The organism is Bacillus sp. B4EP4a (assembly GCF_006680105.1).
GTDB classification, from domain to species: Bacteria; Bacillota; Bacilli; order Bacillales; family DSM-1321; genus Peribacillus; species Peribacillus simplex_E.
In genome coordinates, this window is sequence record NZ_VHIK01000059.1 from 75,251 (window position 1) to 93,094 (window position 17,844).

Below are 17,844 nucleotides of genomic sequence, written 5' to 3' on the forward strand. Positions count from 1 at the left end.
ATGAATTAGTATTTTATGTTTAACTCTTAACTTAAACGCAAGAAAACTTAAAAAGACCTGGTCGCTCAGCGTATGTTTTTTCGGATAATGAGACACCCTATTGTGTGGAGGTGATATGTATGGATAGGAAGAATGATAAAGAAGAAATCCTTGATGATAAAAAGAAAAAAAATAGAAATGAGTTTGGGGCAGATCCTGATGAACAAGAAATGAATGGTCTGTATGGTATGTTGGAAACTGAATATGAAGATAAGCTTCATGATAAAGAAAAATAACGATTGGTTCCTTGAAATTTTGTTAAGCGCCTTGTATGGCGTTTTTTTAATGAGTTCATCTGTTTTTTAGCTTCTTGAATCTATTCTAAAGGTTCGCATTTAGGCTATAAACTGATTTTTTACATAAGCAAAAAAAACGAAAACCCAGAAAGTCTTCGTTTTCATCAAATCCAAAAAAGTTTTGGTCTCTAACCATAAAGGATACGATTAAAAAGGGAGTGACCTAATACTGGCACTCCCTTTACTTAATTAGTATTGTGATGATTGTCCGCCATCAATCGGAATGACTACCCCGTTGATGAACTCTGATTCCCCTGATAATAAGAAAGCGACTAAACGGCCGACTTCTTCAGGTTTACCAAAGCGTTTCTTAGGATTCACACTGACGAAATCCGCCATTGCTTCTTTCCAATTCTCCCCGCCTATTTGCCTGAATGAACCTTCTACCATCGCTGTTAATATTACTCCTGGTGCAATGGCATTTATGCTGATTCCGTATTGACCATATTCTATGGCAGCTGTTTTTGTTAATCCTGCTACAGCATGTTTACTTGCAACGTACGCAGCTTGGTTAAGCACAGCACGAATTCCGCCTACAGAAGCAACGTTCACCACTGCCCCTGATCCTTGTTCTTTCATGATTGGCAGGATGTATTTCATGCCATAAAATACACCATTAATATTGATGTCCGTTACTTTGTTGAAAACGTTGCTATCGTATTCAGCCGTTGGTGCCTGTTTACCTTCGATACCCGCATTATTATAAAAACCATCGACTCTACCATATTTGCTGACTGTTTGGTCTACATAGTTCTTTACTGCTTCTTCATTCGAAACATCTGCAGTGATCAGAAGCACTTCTGAATTTGGTGCAATTTCAAAGATTAATTTTTTTGTTGCTTCCAAAGATGCATCGTTTAAATCAACTAATGAAAGTTTAGCTCCTTCTTTAGCCATTTCCAATGCGGCTGCTTGTCCTAAACCTGATCCTGCACCTGTAATGATTACTACTTTGCCATCGAATCGTTTGCTCATATGTTAAAACTCCTTTTTCTGAAAAATCTATTTGATTATAATGATTACCCCTTAAAGCTTAAGAATCCATCATCAACAGGAATGACTTGTCCATTAATGGCATCCGCTTTTTCAGAGAACAAGAACGTTACAACTTCAGCAACTTTTTCTGGCTGAATCAATTTTTTCCTCATATGAAGTTGTGCCAAACTGTCCAGGAACTCTTGATCATCACCAATGATCGGCGTTTCGATAAAACCTGGTGCCACACCGACAACACGAATCCCATATTGCGCAAGTTCAATTGCTCCTGATTTAGTCATGGCGATGACTGCAGCTTTTGCAGCATGGTAATTAAAGCTGCCAATTGAAACCATCGTCCCATATATTGAAGCTGTATTAACAATCGTTGCGCCTGTTACCCCAAGCTCCACCATCTTCCTTGCTGCATAATACATGCCATAATAAACGCCGTGTTGATCAACATCAACGACTCTGTGATAAGACTCTGGATCCATCTCTAAAAATGGTTTTACTAGTCCAATTCCAGCGTTGTTGAAAATTCCGTCGATGGTGCCATGATTGGCAACTGCAGCTTCTACCATCGCTTCCACTTCTTCCGCTTTAGCTACATCCACTTTCACAAAAGAAGCCGTGCCTCCCTTTTGTTGAATAGATTCAGCCGTTTCTTTAGCAGCAACATCATTGTAATCAGCCGCTACGACAATAGCTCCCTGTTCAGCTAATTTAAATGCCGTTTCCTTTCCAATTCCGCTGCCTGCTCCTGTAATTACTATGACTTTTCCTTTTAAACTCATGTATTCGTCCCCCTATAATAAAGTCTATTGCTTATCAGATTAAAATGGCCCCGCCGTCAATTACAAGTTCTTGACCCGTAATGTGGCTGGAAAGATCTGATACTAAGTACATCATTAGATTTGCAATTTCCTGCGGCTCAGCATACCGACCATCCGGAGTCGTTGCTTCCAACTGTTTTCTAGCCGTTTCAGCTGCCGCGGAATCACCTTGACCAAATCCGCTTTCAATCGACCGCATCATAGCCGTGTTGACGACACCTGGGCAGACTGCATTCACCCGTACACCATGGGGAGCAACTTCGACACCAGCAGTTTTCGTCATTCCAAGAACCGCATGTTTACTTGCACCATACGCCACCATGTTTGGCGTTGCGAGTAAGCCAGCTCCAGAAGCTGTATTCACGACCGCCCCGCTTTTTTGTTCAATCATATATGGCAATACATGTTTCAAACCCAAGAAAACGCCGCGTACATTTATTGACATTAATTGATCGAAAACTTCAGTAGGATAATCGACAAGTGGCATGATTTTGCCTTCCCACCCTGCATTATTCAGGAAAATATCGATTTTCCCATAAGAATCTATCGTTTTTTGAACATAATTTTTTATCTCGTCTTCATTTGTAACATCGGCTTTAACGAACTTCGCTTCTCCGCCTTTTTCTTTGATTTCATTAACCGTTAACATGCCAGCCTCTTCAGAAAGGTCTACAACAACCACTTTGGCTCCATACTCTGAAAGTGTAATAGAAGCTGCCCGGCCGATACCCCCGCCGCCGCCGGTAACAATTGCTACTTTTTCTGTAAAATCAAATGCTTGCATAATATTCTCCCTTTCTCCCTTTGATCTTGGTGATGATATTCTTGTTTGTATACGATTACATCATAACACTAATTTTGTCGATTGTCGACAATTTGGTTTTAGAGTCAAAGACTCTACATCACTCCACGATTCAGAGCTTCATGAATTTCATTTTTTGCCTTAACGAAATCGTCTTCGATAATGGCCTCAATGGACATTTTTAATCTGAAATGGAAACTTTCCATCGTTTCCGTATTCCATTGACTTTGGGCAAAAACCATTAGGATATGACTGGCTTCTTCAAAAAATCTTGATAATGCTTTGTTATTAGCGACTGAAAAAATATATCGAAATATCTGTGTTGCCCTTTTTTGATACTCGATTACATTACTTTTTTCACACTCATCGGTTGCACTTTCCAAATGCTTTCGTAATGATTGCTTATTTTCTGCGTGCCACTTCCCTTGGGAAAATTCAATGCACATCTGGATCAGCCCGATTGTAACATCATTATATTCAATGATTTCCTTTTGTGAAAATGGCTTTACGATCGTTCCCCGCCTCGGCATTCTCTCAACAATACCGTCAACCTGTAATAGATAAAGGGCTTCGCGTACTGGTGCACGGCTCGTATTCAATTCTTTGGAAATGTCCTCTTCGACGATTTTCTCTCCAGCTTCTATTTCACCTTCAATGATTTTTTTTAAAATGTGTTTAGCGATTTGTTGTGGTAACGATTCTCCAAAATAAATGCCATCTGTCAAATTGGAAGTATTTCCAAACATCTTTCAGCACTCCTATACTTCTATAATTGATTTTAGTTCTTTTAGTATAACATAAGGATAGGAATTAACTTCCTTAAAAATTACACTCCGTAATGTTAACCAACCGAGAAAAACGTATTAAACTATACGAGGCTAAGAAAGACAAGATGACCGAACGCTTCTTTGAAGAGTTAAATATCCTACTGAGTTTGAAGGTAAATTCAACAGATTTGAGCCCCTTATATAGAAAGGGCTCTATGGTTCACTTTTTTATTCCACTAGCCTAGGTTTCGCTGGATCGCAGTTTGGCTTTTCTGTGTCTGTCGATTCAGCGAGTTTCGTTAAATAATAACATTCTTCACGCCACATATGATCTGCCATTAATGGTGAAAACGTTCCAAGAGCCTGCGCACTGAGGTCAAGCTCCTCCAATTCAAGCAGAAAGTGCTGAAAGAATTTAATTTCCAATGTAACGTCCTGATTCATTTTTTCCAATGCTGGGAATGTTGACAGATTGGTTCGTAAATATCCAGCCATTTCAACAGCTTTTAAATAAAAATCATTAAAATGTTTTTTATATTGATCACTTTTCTCCTTTAATCTTTTTTCAACATCATCCATATTAGATGAAATTGCACTTGCATGCCCTGCTGCATCTAAAAGCCAAATCAAATGATGATGAAGTTCATGGAAAACAGGCGGCATTTGATTTGAATTGAAGTATTTCAATAATCTTAAATATTCTTCTAATTCGTTCACCATATGATTAATGAATGAAGGTGAAAGATGTATTTTTATTTTACCTACCAGATGTTCTTTAAGTAGGCATAGCTTAAACTCTCGAAACCTTAATGCCTCTTCTTCCGCCATGGCAGTTAGTTGCGAAATCTCTTCTGAATTGGCTTTACCAAGGAGAGTATCAAAAATTCGAATGAATTCTGAGGCAATTTCAATGTTTTCCACTTCAACCGGAGCTAAAGACTCATGGATGAACCTGCCATGGTCTCCTAAGATTTGCAGCCAAAACCGATGCTCGAATCTTGCTGTTTTTTCCAAAAACTCGTTCATTCGCTCTCCCCCCATAATTTAATGTATCGAAACTCACTTATAATTTGTATTCCAAAACCTACAAACTTATTAATATTAATTAAATGGGGGTCATGAAGCTTAAGCTTGCTCCCTTCCCCGCTCGATAGTTCATGCACCAAGAAAAATTAATGTGTCCCAATCATAATTGCATTACATAATCACATCTACTCCGCATACCCTCTTCAAAAACGGTGGTTTTTGTACTTATTTGAATCTATATTTGTATTGATTTAACAGTTCTGATTGTGGTAAGATTTGTAAAATTCTGATCATTTGGAGGAAGGTAGATTGTCAAAGGAAATAACGAGTTACATTTACTGTCCAATGGTGAAAATTCCAGGGGGAGAAATAGAATTAAGGGACGACAGAATTAAAAGCAAATGGAAAGCTGAAATAAGACCATTTCTTCTTGCCCGTTATCCTGTTACTGCGGATTTCTACTATGCTAATACGAACAAATCACCTAATTCCTTTGATGGGGATCTAAAACCTGTTGTGAATATTTCTTGGAATGATGCAATTTCTTTTTGTAATCTACTTTCACGGAAAGCTGGACTGGGAGAGTGTTATTCTAAAAATGGTGAAAACATAGTTTGTGATTGGGAATCAAGCGGTTTTCGACTTCCTTCAGAAGCAGAGTGGCAATATGCATGTAAAGCAGGGACAGCTGGTTATAGATACGGAGACCTAAATCAGATTGCCTGGTATAACGAAAATTCAGGGGGAATGATCCATGAAGTAGGAACAAAGGAACCGAATCCATGGGGTCTGCATGATATGCTAGGGAATGTTTGGGAATGGTGCTGGGATTTATATGATGAACAAGTGTACGGCACCTACCGTATTTTTCGAGGAGGAAGCTGGGCTGAGGATGCCAGGGGTTGTGGAGCTTCATGTCGTCGGCGCAGTCATCCGACATTTTGCATAGACGACCTAGGATTCCGTCTTGCCCGCTCTTTATAACCTCGGCAAGTCAAATTCATTCCAGGCTTTACAGTTTTACTAACGGATAACAGGCGAGAAAAACAGTGAGACCAGCTGTATGTAATTGTGATGTACCAAAAAAACTGGGTTCATTCCAAAAAAAATCGTATCTAAGATTGAAATCCAGAAAAATGACCTGTCTTACATGTATCTTAGTCGTACATCAATTCACACTTTATTCCATTTTTTAACACAATTACATTGGGTACAAAATAAAAAAACCTGATGATTTTTCAGGTTTTTTAATATTTTCATCATTCGATTACCAGAGAAATGCGAGAAAAACTAAAGATGCAATTGCCCCAAAGGCAAATCCATTTGCAGCACCCCAACCAAATCCTGCATTAAAGCCTCCATAACCAAACCCACCAAGGTTTCCGCCACCGTCAAATGGACGAATATATACACGGTTCGGCGTAACCCGGTGTATGATTCCCCGATGAACGGTTCCTCTACTTGTACGAATTTCAACCGGCCTTCCAACACCTTGCCTGCATTTATGATAATAATTATGATAACCCATTTTACACTCCCCTTGTTCGTCGATTATACATCGTATGCATCCGGGGACTAGCCTGCATGAATTAAATACCCACCAAACCTTTAAAAGTCTTTCCCATATTTCTTGTCATTGGTTAAACACTCTTTGAAACCAAAGCATAAAATACATTTATACATGTACCAAAGGAGATTATGCCATGAACCACTCATACCAAGACGCACTAGCCATAATCGGAATTGAAGGGGCACACCCTGGCGGATTTGAACTGACTAAGCAGCTCTTGAAAAATGAAGAACTCGATCATACGTCAATAATCCTTGATGCCGGATGCGGGACAGGGCAAACCTCATCTTACTTGGCAAAAACGTTTCTTTGCCAAGTATCCGCGCTTGATCATCACCCAGAGATGGTGAAACATGCAAAAAAAAGATTCCAACAAGCTAACTTAAACATTGACCTATATAAGTCTTCAATTGAAGAACTGCCTTTTGACAATAATTCTTTTGATTTTATTATAGCCGAATCAACGACTGCATTCACGGATATACAAAAATCGCTCCGTGAATTTTTCAGGGTCCTTAAACTAGAAGGAACTTTGTTATCCATTGATATGACAGCAGAAACCAGCCTTGATTCTGCCTCAAAAAAAGAAATCATGGACTTTTATAATTTAAGAGAATTATTGACGCAATCCGAATGGTTAAAGGCCTTCCAACAAAACGGATTTACAGATTTAAAAATCTTGAGATCGAGTACCGTCTTAGAGGAATTAATGAATTCTTCAGCATCAAATAGCCTCGTTCAGCCATGGAATGAATCCTTGGAACGAGTCATGGACGAACATTACCGCCTCATTCTATCTTATGGAAACAGCCTCGGATATAGAGTATACAGAGCAAGTAAAAAGTAGGGCATTTATTATGCATTATGCAGTTCAATATTGTCGGGAATTATGAACACAATAAAAAAAACCTAGAACAAGTTCAAGGTTTAATCGGATGGTTCTGTTATCTTAGGCGATGATCTTTACACAATTTCGTCCATTCTTCTTTGCGGCATATAAGGCTTGGTCGGCCCGTGGCATCAATGTTTTGATGGTTTGGCTTCGGTCACCAGCTTTAATTAAGACATGAGTCACCCCGAAACTGCAGGTAACGGAAATCTTCTCTTCATTAACAACTGTAATGCTTTCAGATACCTTTTTCCTTATAATATCGGCCAACTCATATGCAGTGGCTAAAGCGGTGTCCGGCAAACATATGATAAATTCTTCACCGCCATAACGCCCCAATAAATCTCCTTCCCGAATGTGTTCCTTTGCAGTATTTGCAACAAGCGTTATGACCGCATCCCCTGTTTCATGTCCAAAAGTATCATTTACATCTTTGAAATGATCGATATCGAACATGATGACTGAAACACTGCCGCCTTCCATGCTTAGAGCATCGAATAACATTTCCGATTCATAAATGAAAAATGTTCTATTCAATATTTGGGTTAATCCATCCAAGCTGGCCAGTTGTTTCAACTTTTCCAGCATAAGCACTCTTTCAGTTACGTTGGTGAAGGTGATGATCTGTCCGATAGGCAGGTTACTTTTGTTGAGCACGGTTGAAAAACCAATATGGTAATGAACCAATTTACCATTTAGGCTGCAATTAAAATCACTGTCTTGCTTAAGTTCGATTATTTCGCTAAGATGATGATTCCCATTTAGCACACTTGTAATCGATTTACCTATGGAATGTTCATCCAACATGGGTATGACTTTGCGCATTCCATGGTTATAGTCAACAATCAAACCCTGTTGATTTAAAACGATGACTCCCTCTTTCATACTTTCAAAGACAGTTTCCCGAGCGATCGGTGCTACATTGAACATTTGAAAAGTCAAAAGTGCCGCACCATGAAAGATAAACGTGATACTCATGGATACAGGACCAAGATCGATACCATATGAGCTTAATCCATTAATATAATAGTAATTTGCCATTATAGGAATAAGAAGACCTGCCACCATCATTGATATTTGCATCCTGAATCTGAATGAGGATTTTTTCACCTGCTTTAGCAATATGATTATACTTATCATGACACATAAAAAAAGAAATAGGGATTGGACGTAAAACCAAGGGCCCCCCACCAATTTTATAATTGGAAAAGGACTATCGCTTCTCAATTCCATTGATTTGTAATACAAGTGATGAAGGTCATTTGTATAATGCAAGAAGATGGTGATGAACGGAATGATGAAGAGCGCATATTGCCAAACCTTCTTAATTCTCTGCCCTATATATTCAATGCACATCAACAAAAGGAATACTGGGATGAATGGTAAGGCCAAGTACTCGACCCTTAACCAGAATATGATTTGTTCCAAAGATGTACTGGAAAGTTCGAAAGCATAGGAAAAAGTAAAAATGGAAGACAATAATGTCACGAGAATATAGGGTTTTGCTCCAGGTGCATCCTTGATCCTTAACTGTGCAAATAAACATAGGAACAAGCTTAAAACACCTGCCATTATAACTACGAGTATGTATAACAATAATTCCCGTGGCAATGCGATCAACTCCGTTTAACAAAAAAATATTTTTCCGTATATTATATAGCACTTTATGACTAGGTGACCAGAGTTTATTCAGGGAATTCTGAATTTTAATTGTCAGGTTTTTTTAAACACGCCAAATTGGGAAGCTATTTATTAACTCCCCAAACCGCCGAACCTAAAATAACATCCAGTTTTCAAACATAAAAACCCTGCTTCATCGCTTTGAACGTGAGTGGCAGGGTTTCCAATTAAATGAAATAAAACGAATTTTTAGATGCGGATTATACCTTCTCTGTTATTGCTGTGAATCGCTTTAAGAATGTGAGTATTTTTTGATAGACGGCAATTTCATTTTCTTTTTTGGAAAATCCATGTCCTTCATCTTCCAGAAGCATATAATCGACATCTCTTCCTTTATCCTTCAACGCTCGAACGATTTGATCTGATTCTGCTTTGACGACACGGGGATCGTTTGCTCCTTGAATGACAAGCATTGGCTTTATCATGGATTCTAAATAGGTGATAGGCGAAAACTCGATTAGTTTTTCTTTATCTTTTTCCGGATTTCCTACCCACTGATCCATGACTGGCTTCCAGTCTTCTGGAACGGAATTGATAAATGAGAAGAGGTTGGATGGTCCGAAAATATCGACAACCGCTTTAAAATAATCCGCATGACGACCGTGTAGCAGAAGTGCCATATACCCTCCGAAGCTTCCCCCCATCAATAGAATGTTACCTTTTTGTGCATGCCCTTGGTTAATGAGCCAATCAAGGCCGGCTACATTATCAAGTCTTGGTCCATTTCCCCAATCTCCCTCAACCATTTTCGTGAATTCCAAACCATATCCAGTAGAACCGCGGAAGTTTGGCGCAAAAATACTGTAACCGTGATTTAGGAAAAATTGAAATGATGCCCTAAAGGACTTCCGTTCTGCCGCTTGAGGACCTCCATGTGGCCAAAAAATGACTTCACCATTGTCGTTTTCCCTTTTTGCCCTAAAAAATAACGATTCGATCTCCAGGCCATCAAAGGAAGGGTATGTAATGATGTCCGGTTCAACCAATTCATTGGAATCGACGCCAGGAACAGTATATTTAGTTAATGATACCCACTCATCACCTGTTTTTTTATAGATATTATGAGGCTTTGTTGCGCTCATGCCAAATAAGTAAAGCGTGCCAGATGAAGCAACCTCAAGTTTATTAATGACGCTGCACGGCACGGGAATATTTCTCCAACCTTCATTTTGCAGATTGAATTCATATAATTGATCCTCTACACCCTTTTGACTGGTTATATATAATAGTTGATTCTCTTTACTATATTTAATGGCAGTAAAACTCTCATTCTCCAATTCTTTAACTTTACTGAATTTGTTTGTTTCAAGATGGTATGAAGCCAAATAGGTAAAGTCCGAATCATAATCAGTCAATAAATATATCATCGAATCCGAAACAAAAACACCATCATTCACTGTGTGTTGTTTCTCAGAGGGCGGAGTGAGCAGGATATCTTCGTTCCCTTTTTTTGCATAGAGAAGGGTATATGTATTAGCAAAGTGTTTATAGTAAAGTAAGGTTTCTTCATCTGGGCTGAAGCCAAATAAATAGGTCGCTGCGCCTTTCCCCTCCAGTACCAGCCTCTCCTGTCCTGATTCTAAATCTAAACAATAGGAATTCAGAAAGGAAGGATTTCCTCTGGATGTCGTGTAATAGAGCTTTTTACTGTCATTCGATAATTTTGGCATGAAATTACGTGTATTTTCATGATGGACGATTTCCTTCATTGTCCCGCCATTCAAAGGAACCCCGTAAAACTGGGTATTTTCATTGCCGTCTTGATCGAAACCAGCAATTATAAACCGGCTCTTCTTATCATATATCAGCTCTTGGCAGCTCTGATCAATGGATGTAAGCGGATATGGAAAAGAGGTTGGCAAATCCATTCCCCATAAATTATACTTGCCGCTCAAATTGGTACTGAAAACCAGATGTTTTTCATCTGGACTTACAGCAAAATCAGCAATGGAAAAGGTTCGTAAAAATTGCTCAACATCAGGTTTTGGAAAAGTGATCATTTTGGCAACCCCTTACATTTATAATATAAAGAAAAATCCGTAATTAATTATACCATATTTTCCCTTACACCAGCAGGTAAAATGAAATCTGGAAATTCACGATCGCCACTTCTTAAAAAATTACTGCCCTGATATAAGAATTAATCAGCTACGATTAAAACATCAAGATGTCTAGCTTCTCTTAGAAGACGAGCAACAATGGATCCACCCATAATTTCTTGCCATCTCGTTCTTGCTGATTGCCCTAAAATGACTTGTGTTGCTTTTTTAGTGTGTAATTGTTTCTTGATCTCCTTGACCACAGATTGCCTATCCCTCGTTGTATATAATTTAAAAACGCCTCCTAAGCGATGTGTAAGGCTTAGCAGTTTATCAAGTATCAATTTTTCATCAGTTCGCAGTTCATTTTGATGTTTGACGAAAATAACATACCAATTCGCTTTAAGTCGATAGGCTATACGAAACCCCCTTCTAATTAAACGCTCAGAATTCGCTCTAAGATTGACACAGACAAAAATCACTTCATCTTTTCTCCAAGGACCTCTTACTCCTTCCTTCCGTTTCATGGATTCTAATCTGTCATCCACATCATCCGCCAATTCTCGGAGCGCAAGTTCTCTCAACGCTATAAGGTTCTGTGTCTTGAAGAAATGGCTAAGGGACTGTTCGACTTTATCCATGGCATAAATATTACCTTCCTCCATCCTTTTTCTGAGAGCATTTGGTGAGATATCGATCAACTCAAGTTCATCCGATAAGTGGAGAATGCTGTCAGGTACTGTTTCTCTTACGAAAACACCAGTAATTTGCTTCACACTATCTTTCAAGCTTTCTATATGTTGAATATTCATCGTGGAAATAACCGAAATTCCGGCTTCCAAAATGTTCATTGCATCTTGATATCTTTTTTGATTCTTGCTTCCCGGTACGTTCGTATGTGCTAATTCATCTATTAAGACCACTTCAGGATTCCGAATGATAATCGCATCTAGATCCATTTCCTCCAAAATTACGTTTTTATATGGAATGAGTTTTTTCGGCAAGATTTCTAAATTTCCCACTTGGGCAGCTGTTTCTTTTCGCCCGTGTGTCTCCAATAATCCAATCACTACATCTATTTCATTTTCCTTCAATTGATTCGCTTCCCTAAGCATTGTATAGGTTTTTCCAACACCTGGAGCAGCTCCGAGATAAATCTTAAACGTCCCTTTTTTTACCTGTTCCAATTTATCGTGCATTTCATCAGGGGAGAGTCTGCGATAAGGATTTTCGTTCTTTTTTTCCGTCTTGATAGCGGGGATGACCCGCTCACCAAATGCTTTTACACGGTCTGCCATAATATATACATCGATGCCACTGGATTTTCTCAATATTTTATTGACTATGGAACCGTTGACAATTACTTCCCACTGTGGCTTTTTGGATTGGCCCAGGATAATTCGAGTTATATGATGACTCATGGAGAATCCAACTATTTCTTCTGCTATTTCGTCACCATTCATTGTAATCTCGATAAAACTCCCATTTAATTTATTGATCAGTTTTTGCATGGAGCTTTTAAAGGTTTCTTCCTCTTCTGATAGTTTTTTGGATAGTGGGATAAAGCTGGCGATTATAAGCTCTCCTCCCAACCGTTTGGCAATTTGCTCTCCTCTTCTTATTAATATGGAGCCATTCCAATGATATTGTACACAGACCAATATTCGTTCCGTGGCACCTGAAGGTCCCATTAACCCTTCTAGTTCCCTGTGTTCAGTTAGGTCATCTTCCACTTCTTCCGCTAAAAACCGAAGTGACAATTCCCTAAGGGTGGCAAGATTTCCGTTGTTGTAAAACTGTAACGTCCCTTCGTTTTTTTTACCGATTTCCCCATTTTGCAGACGTTTTAAAATGGCTTCTGGAGTGACGTCCAATAAACGTACTTCATCAGCCTTTGTCAAAGTATCTTCTGGAAGCGTAACCTCTACGTGAAGCGGCAGATTCAGCAATTGCTCTGCGACTTTCTTCACTCCTTTCAACTCATAAATATTTATCGTCGTAATGACACTGATTTCATTCTTAATTAATTCCATAACGTCTTCCAATCGGGTGGCGTTTTTTGAATTTATATGATTTTCATGAGCCAATCGATCAACTAAAACAACCTCCGGATTCCGTTTGTAAATCTTATCTAAATCAAGATCCTGTTCTACGTGTCCATTTCGCTCCCATTCTATAATCGGGATAAGTTCTAGACTGCCTAATTGCTTAAGTGTCTCAGGACTGCAGGACTTATTAACGACCCCGACAACTACATCAATCCCACGTTTCTTCATTTCATTTCCTTCAAGAAGCAATTGATAAGTCTTGCCTGAACCGGTTACAGCTCCAAGTATGATTTTCAGCCGTCCCCTTTTGATATTGGAAATCGACTCTTTAATTTCATTTGGTGTTTTCCTTCGAAACTGTTCCGACATATAACCACCTCCAATTATTGTTCTATATCAAAAGGTGAGTCTACTAAACTCTCCAAATCTTCATTATTTCAATTTGTCCAATGCCATATTCAACTCCAAAACATTAATTCGCGGTTCACCAAAAATTCCAAGCGATCGGCTGCTCGTATGTTTTTCCACAAGAAGATATACCTTTTTTTCAGATAATCCCCTTTCATGAGCAATACGGGAAACCTGAACCTTCGCGCCATTAGGGGAAATATTGGGATCAAGCCCTGACCCCGAATTTGTCATTAAATCAGATGGTATGTCTGCTTTATCGACAGTAGGGTTTTCTTCTAAAAATTTTGAAATATCCTTTTTTGTCCTATCAATGAGCTCCTCATTTGAAGGAGAATAGTTTAACGTACCTGAATTAGCTGCATCATATTCAATAGATGAAATACGACCTTGAAAGTACCGAGAATCTTTAAACGATTGGCCGATCATTTCGGAACCGATTATTTCTCCCGATTCATTCTTAATTAAACTGCCCTCTGCTTTTGCGGACATCGTCAACTGTGCCAGGCCTGTCATCAGCACCGGATAAGCCACTCCACATATGAGAAGAAGCACAATAACCAAACGTAAGTTTTTTAACATGGAATTCCACCCTTAATTTATATTTTTAAACCACTCTTAACACGACAAGAAGTAAATCAATCACTTTAATTCCAATGAATGGAACTAACACTCCCCCCACTCCATAAAGGGCCAAATTCCTCTTCAACAATCTTGTAGCGCTCATAGGAACATATTTAACCCCTTTCATTGCCAATGGTATTAGCAATGGAATGATAATGGCGTTAAATATTAAAGCTGATAATATGGCACTTTGTGGTGTTGCTAAACCCATAATGTTCAGGGCTTTCATTTGAGGTATCGCCAACATGAACATGGCTGGGATTATCGCAAAATATTTAGCTACATCATTAGCGATGCTAAAGGTTGTCAATGCCCCCCGGGTCATGAGCAGCTGTTTGCCAATGGCTACCACTTCAATGATTTTTGTCGGATCCGAATCTAAATCCACCATATTAGCGGCTTCCTTCGCCGCGTTTGTTCCTGTATTCATCGCCAACCCTACATCTGCTTGTGCCAATGCAGGGGCATCGTTTGTGCCATCTCCAGTCATAGCAACAAGCTTGCCCTCCGCTTGTTCCCGCTTGATGACGGAGATTTTATCCTCCGGCTTAGCTTCTGCGATAAAATCATCGACACCTGCTTCTTTGGCAATAGTTGCAGCAGTTAAAGGGTTATCCCCCGTGCACATTATGCTTTTAATCCCCATTTTCCTTAACTCATCAAATCGTTCCTTCATGCCTGGTTTCACTGTATCTTTCAAGTAGATTGTGCCAAGTATACGTTTTCCCTCTGTGACAACCAGTGGGGTACCGCCTTTTTTGGCCACTTCATCACAAGTATCTTTTAAACCGGCTGGCACTTCTCCCCCTTGATGCTCTATATATTTCATGATCGTATCAACCGCACCTTTTCGGATCCTTTTCCCATCAGAAAAATCAGTTCCGCTCATTCTGGTTTCAGCTGTAAATTCAATTCCTACCGAACCGGTTTTATTCAGCGTATTTTCAGGCAACCCGATTTTTTTGGCGAATTCCACAACGGAACGGCCCTCAGGGGTATCATCATGTAAAGATGCGTATACAGCATATTGGGTAAGCTCCTCCTGACTAATACCGCTAGCCGGTATTAAGTCAGAGGCCATGCGGTTTCCATGTGTTATCGTTCCTGTTTTATCAAGGATGATTGTATTGATATCACCAGCGGCTTCGACAGATTTTCCAGACTTCGCAATAACATTGAATTGTGTCACCCTATCCATCCCCGCTATTCCTATAGCTGAGAGCAAACCGCCTATCGTTGTGGGGATCAAGCAAACCAGTAAAGCTACCAAGGTAGCAATCGGAAGGGTAACATGAATATATGACGCAATCGGAACCAGCGTGGTACATACAAGTAAAAAGATGATGGTTAAGCTAACCAGGAGTGTACCTAGTGCGATTTCATTCGGTGTTTTTTGCCTTTTAGCTCCTTCGACCAAATTAATCATCCGATCAAGGAAGGATTCACCAGGGTCTGCACTGACTTTAACTTTGATAAAATCACTGATGACTTTTGTACCTCCTGTTACAGAACTGAAATCTCCACCAGGTTCTTTTATTACGGAAGCTGATTCACCCGTGATCGCTGATTCATCTATGGCAGCCACTCCTTCGATGATTTCTCCATCGGTTGGTATTAAATCGTTTGCCTCCACTAAAACAATATCGCCTTTACGTAAATGCAAGGCATCGACTATTTTTATGGAACCATCTTTCTGGATTAACCTTGCTTTTGTATCCTGCTTTGTCTTTTTCAGGCTATTAGCTTGTGCTTTTCCGCGTCCCTCAGCAAGAGCTTCCGCAAAATTAGCGAAAATGATCGTTACAAATAAAATGATGGTTACTGCAACGTTATACCCCCTGTCAGCTATTCCACCAAAAATTTCAGGGAATATAGACAGAATTAAGGTAATGACAAATCCCACTTCAACAACAAACATGACTGGATTGCGAGCCATGACTTTTGGATTCAATTTCTTGAGTGCATCTTTACCTGCCTCATAAACAATGCTCTTATTTAAATTTGCAATTCGCTCTGTACTCATTTGGAATGCTCCTTTTCAACATTTATCTAATCGTAAGCCATTCAGCAATTGGTCCAAGTGCCATTATGGGAAAGAAGGTCAAAGCTCCTATAATTAAAACCGTTGCTAACAGAATGACAAGGAAGGTACCATTATCCGTTTTGAATGTTCCCATTGTCTCAGGAACACGTTTCTTTACCAGTAATGATCCTGCGACCGCAATCATTGCGAACATGGAAAAGTAACGGCCGAACAACATGACTAAACCGGTGGAAATATTCCAAAAAGGTGTATTGTCACCTAAGCCTTCAAAACCGGAACCATTATTGGCAGCAGAAGAGGTAAACTCATAAACTACTTGAGAAATACCATGAAAGCCAGGATTTGAAATAGCTGCTGATCCCATTTGTGTCGCTAAAGCGATGGCGGATGGAACTAATATGATCAATGGGTGGAGAAGAATGGCTATAGCTATTAATTTCATCTCCTGCCCTTCAATCTTCTTACCCAAAAACTCAGGTGTACGTCCCACCATAAGGCCGGCAAGAAATACAGCCATTATTGAATACATGAGAATGTTGATTGTCCCCACACCTTCTCCGCCAAATACACAATTCACCATCATCATTGCCAGTGGAGCTATACTTCCCAGAGGCGTTAGGGTATCATGCATATTATTTACCGACCCTGTAGTGGCCGCTGTAGTGATGCTAGTGAATAATGCACTCTGAGCTACCCCGAAACGAACCTCCTTCCCTTCCATACTCCCATTCTCTTGTGAAAGGCCTATTTGCTCTAAAGATGGATTACCATTTTTTTCATTAAAATAAGTCATGCCCAAGAAGAGAAGTAGCATGAGTCCCATCGCTGAAAATAAGATCCAGCCTTGCTTCTTATTTCTCGCCATATATCCAAACGTCAACGGAAGGGCAGCAGGTATAAGAAACATGGATAATATTTCTAATACATTAGTGAAACCATTAGGATTTTCAAATGGATGGGCTGAGTTAACCCCAAAGAACCCTCCTCCGTTTGTACCTATGTGCTTAATCGATTCCAGTGCCGCTACAGGTCCCCTTGCTATATTTTGGGTTGCTCCTTCTAATGTTGTCGCAATTGCAGTAGGGCTAAATGTTTGCGGAACCCCTTGGGACACAAGGATTAAACCAATCAAAATCGATAAGGGAAGCAGCACTCGGGTAATCGTACGGATTAAATCCACATAGAAGTTTCCTAGATTCCTCTGACCAGTTAACCCTCTAAAGAAAGCCATACACATTGAAAGGCCTGTAGCGGGGGTCGTGAACATCAGGAATATGATTACTGCCATTTGAGATAAATATGACAGGCCCGATTCCCCGCTATAATGCTGTAAATTGGTATTCGTAAGGAAACTTGCAGCGGTATTGAATGCCAGCAATGGCTCCATGCCGTCTACATCACTGGGGTTGCCTGGTAACTCCCCTTGGAAACGAAGGATCATATAAGAGATAAAGAACATCACTAAATTACTCAATAACAGGGCCTTGGCGTACTGCTGCCAAGTCATATCATGCGTCTTAATTCCGGACAGTTTATAGATATAACGTTCCATACTTCCAAAAATGCGATCTTGTTTCGTTATTTCAAGAGAATAAACACTCGTTAAATACTTAGCCAATGGCACGGCTAATATTACCGCAATTGCCAATACCACAACGATTTGTAAAAAATCCATTTGCAATTCCTCCGATAGTAACCATTAGTATTTTTCCGGATATATTAAGGCATGTATTAAATACAGTGTAACCGCTCCGACGATGATCATTAAAAACATCACGCTACTCACCCTCATTTGCTATGA

The 17,844-nt window shown here is 39.6% G+C and carries 15 protein-coding genes; 3 read left to right on the top strand and 12 right to left on the bottom strand.

Annotation, left to right across the window (positions count from 1 at the left end):
• Positions 1-119 precede the first annotated feature (119 nt).
• Positions 120-275 carry a DUF4021 domain-containing protein gene (locus FNK51_RS23715; protein WP_098372249.1) on the top strand — a complete coding sequence of 52 codons (156 nt, stop codon included), beginning with the start codon at positions 120-122 and terminating at the stop codon, positions 273-275.
• Between the two features lie 249 nt (positions 276-524).
• On the opposite strand, the gene FNK51_RS23720 is transcribed toward FNK51_RS23715, so the two are convergent.
• The 5 genes from FNK51_RS23720 to FNK51_RS23740 form a co-directional block, all read right to left on the bottom strand.
• Positions 525-1,310: a glucose 1-dehydrogenase gene (locus FNK51_RS23720; RefSeq protein ID WP_141994902.1), complete on the bottom strand. Its 786-nt coding sequence runs from the start codon at positions 1,308-1,310 to the stop codon at positions 525-527.
• Positions 1,311-1,354: 44 nt separating this feature from the next.
• Positions 1,355-2,107 (bottom strand): SDR family NAD(P)-dependent oxidoreductase, encoded by a 753-nt coding sequence (locus FNK51_RS23725; RefSeq protein WP_098372247.1) that lies wholly within the window; start codon positions 2,105-2,107, stop codon positions 1,355-1,357.
• 34 nt (positions 2,108-2,141) lie between these two features.
• Complete coding sequence (locus FNK51_RS23730; protein ID WP_141994903.1) at positions 2,142-2,930, bottom strand: SDR family NAD(P)-dependent oxidoreductase; 789 nt, start codon at positions 2,928-2,930, stop codon at positions 2,142-2,144.
• 113 nt (positions 2,931-3,043) lie between these two features.
• Positions 3,044-3,694, bottom strand: coding sequence for a GntR family transcriptional regulator (locus FNK51_RS23735; protein ID WP_141994904.1), 651 nt, complete (start codon positions 3,692-3,694; stop codon positions 3,044-3,046).
• A 249-nt stretch (positions 3,695-3,943) separates the two neighbouring features.
• Positions 3,944-4,741 carry a DUF2935 domain-containing protein gene (locus FNK51_RS23740; protein WP_141994905.1) on the bottom strand — a complete coding sequence of 266 codons (798 nt, stop codon included), beginning with the start codon at positions 4,739-4,741 and terminating at the stop codon, positions 3,944-3,946.
• A 345-nt stretch (positions 4,742-5,086) separates the two neighbouring features.
• Between FNK51_RS23740 and FNK51_RS23745 the strand changes: the two genes are divergently transcribed.
• Positions 5,087-5,725: a formylglycine-generating enzyme family protein gene (locus FNK51_RS23745; RefSeq protein WP_181762332.1), complete on the top strand. Its 639-nt coding sequence runs from the start codon at positions 5,087-5,089 to the stop codon at positions 5,723-5,725.
• Between the two features lie 283 nt (positions 5,726-6,008).
• On the opposite strand, the gene FNK51_RS23750 is transcribed toward FNK51_RS23745, so the two are convergent.
• Positions 6,009-6,269: a hypothetical protein gene (locus FNK51_RS23750; protein ID WP_098372242.1), complete on the bottom strand. Its 261-nt coding sequence runs from the start codon at positions 6,267-6,269 to the stop codon at positions 6,009-6,011.
• A 175-nt stretch (positions 6,270-6,444) separates the two neighbouring features.
• On the opposite strand from FNK51_RS23750, the gene FNK51_RS23755 reads away from it, so the two are divergent.
• Positions 6,445-7,158, top strand: coding sequence for a class I SAM-dependent methyltransferase (locus tag FNK51_RS23755; protein WP_141994907.1), 714 nt, complete (start codon positions 6,445-6,447; stop codon positions 7,156-7,158).
• A 102-nt stretch (positions 7,159-7,260) separates the two neighbouring features.
• Here FNK51_RS23755 and FNK51_RS23760 read toward each other — a convergent pair whose 3' ends face one another.
• The 6 genes from FNK51_RS23760 to kdpA all read right to left on the bottom strand — a co-directional run bounded on the left by FNK51_RS23760 (position 7,261) and on the right by kdpA (position 17,718).
• On the bottom strand, positions 7,261-8,811 hold the full coding sequence (locus FNK51_RS23760) for a histidine kinase N-terminal 7TM domain-containing diguanylate cyclase (protein WP_141994908.1): 1,551 nt from the start codon (positions 8,809-8,811) through the stop codon (positions 7,261-7,263).
• A gap of 269 nt (positions 8,812-9,080) precedes the next feature.
• The gene (locus FNK51_RS23765) at positions 9,081-10,880 is read right to left on the bottom strand and encodes a S9 family peptidase (protein ID WP_141994909.1); all 1,800 of its coding nucleotides are present in this window, start codon (positions 10,878-10,880) and stop codon (positions 9,081-9,083) included.
• Between the two features lie 140 nt (positions 10,881-11,020).
• The gene (locus FNK51_RS23770) at positions 11,021-13,336 is read right to left on the bottom strand and encodes a histidine kinase (protein WP_141994910.1); all 2,316 of its coding nucleotides are present in this window, start codon (positions 13,334-13,336) and stop codon (positions 11,021-11,023) included.
• A gap of 63 nt (positions 13,337-13,399) precedes the next feature.
• Entirely contained in the window at positions 13,400-13,957 is a 558-nt protein-coding gene (gene kdpC, locus FNK51_RS23775; protein WP_141994911.1) for a potassium-transporting ATPase subunit KdpC, read from the bottom strand.
• Positions 13,958-13,982: 25 nt separating this feature from the next.
• On the bottom strand, positions 13,983-16,022 hold the full coding sequence (gene kdpB / locus FNK51_RS23780) for a potassium-transporting ATPase subunit KdpB (protein WP_141994912.1): 2,040 nt from the start codon (positions 16,020-16,022) through the stop codon (positions 13,983-13,985).
• Positions 16,023-16,044: 22 nt separating this feature from the next.
• The gene (gene kdpA / locus FNK51_RS23785) at positions 16,045-17,718 is read right to left on the bottom strand and encodes a potassium-transporting ATPase subunit KdpA (RefSeq protein WP_141994913.1); all 1,674 of its coding nucleotides are present in this window, start codon (positions 17,716-17,718) and stop codon (positions 16,045-16,047) included.
• Between the last annotated feature and the right edge of the window lie 126 nt (positions 17,719-17,844).

Coding starts and splice junctions, on each gene's coding strand:
- FNK51_RS23715 (WP_098372249.1), top strand. CDS start 120: ATGGATAGGAAGAATGATAAAGAAGAAATCCTTGATGATAAAAAGAAA.
- FNK51_RS23720 (WP_141994902.1), bottom strand. CDS start 1,310: ATGAGCAAACGATTCGATGGCAAAGTAGTAATCATTACAGGTGCAGGA.
- FNK51_RS23725 (WP_098372247.1), bottom strand. CDS start 2,107: ATGAGTTTAAAAGGAAAAGTCATAGTAATTACAGGAGCAGGCAGCGGA.
- FNK51_RS23730 (WP_141994903.1), bottom strand. CDS start 2,930: ATGCAAGCATTTGATTTTACAGAAAAAGTAGCAATTGTTACCGGCGGC.
- FNK51_RS23735 (WP_141994904.1), bottom strand. CDS start 3,694: ATGTTTGGAAATACTTCCAATTTGACAGATGGCATTTATTTTGGAGAA.
- FNK51_RS23740 (WP_141994905.1), bottom strand. CDS start 4,741: ATGAACGAGTTTTTGGAAAAAACAGCAAGATTCGAGCATCGGTTTTGG.
- FNK51_RS23745 (WP_181762332.1), top strand. CDS start 5,087: ATGGTGAAAATTCCAGGGGGAGAAATAGAATTAAGGGACGACAGAATT.
- FNK51_RS23750 (WP_098372242.1), bottom strand. CDS start 6,269: ATGGGTTATCATAATTATTATCATAAATGCAGGCAAGGTGTTGGAAGG.
- FNK51_RS23755 (WP_141994907.1), top strand. CDS start 6,445: ATGAACCACTCATACCAAGACGCACTAGCCATAATCGGAATTGAAGGG.
- FNK51_RS23765 (WP_141994909.1), bottom strand. CDS start 10,880: ATGATCACTTTTCCAAAACCTGATGTTGAGCAATTTTTACGAACCTTT.
- FNK51_RS23770 (WP_141994910.1), bottom strand. CDS start 13,336: ATGTCGGAACAGTTTCGAAGGAAAACACCAAATGAAATTAAAGAGTCG.
- kdpC (WP_141994911.1), bottom strand. CDS start 13,957: ATGTTAAAAAACTTACGTTTGGTTATTGTGCTTCTTCTCATATGTGGA.
- kdpB (WP_141994912.1), bottom strand. CDS start 16,022: ATGAGTACAGAGCGAATTGCAAATTTAAATAAGAGCATTGTTTATGAG.
- kdpA (WP_141994913.1), bottom strand. CDS start 17,718: ATGGATTTTTTACAAATCGTTGTGGTATTGGCAATTGCGGTAATATTA.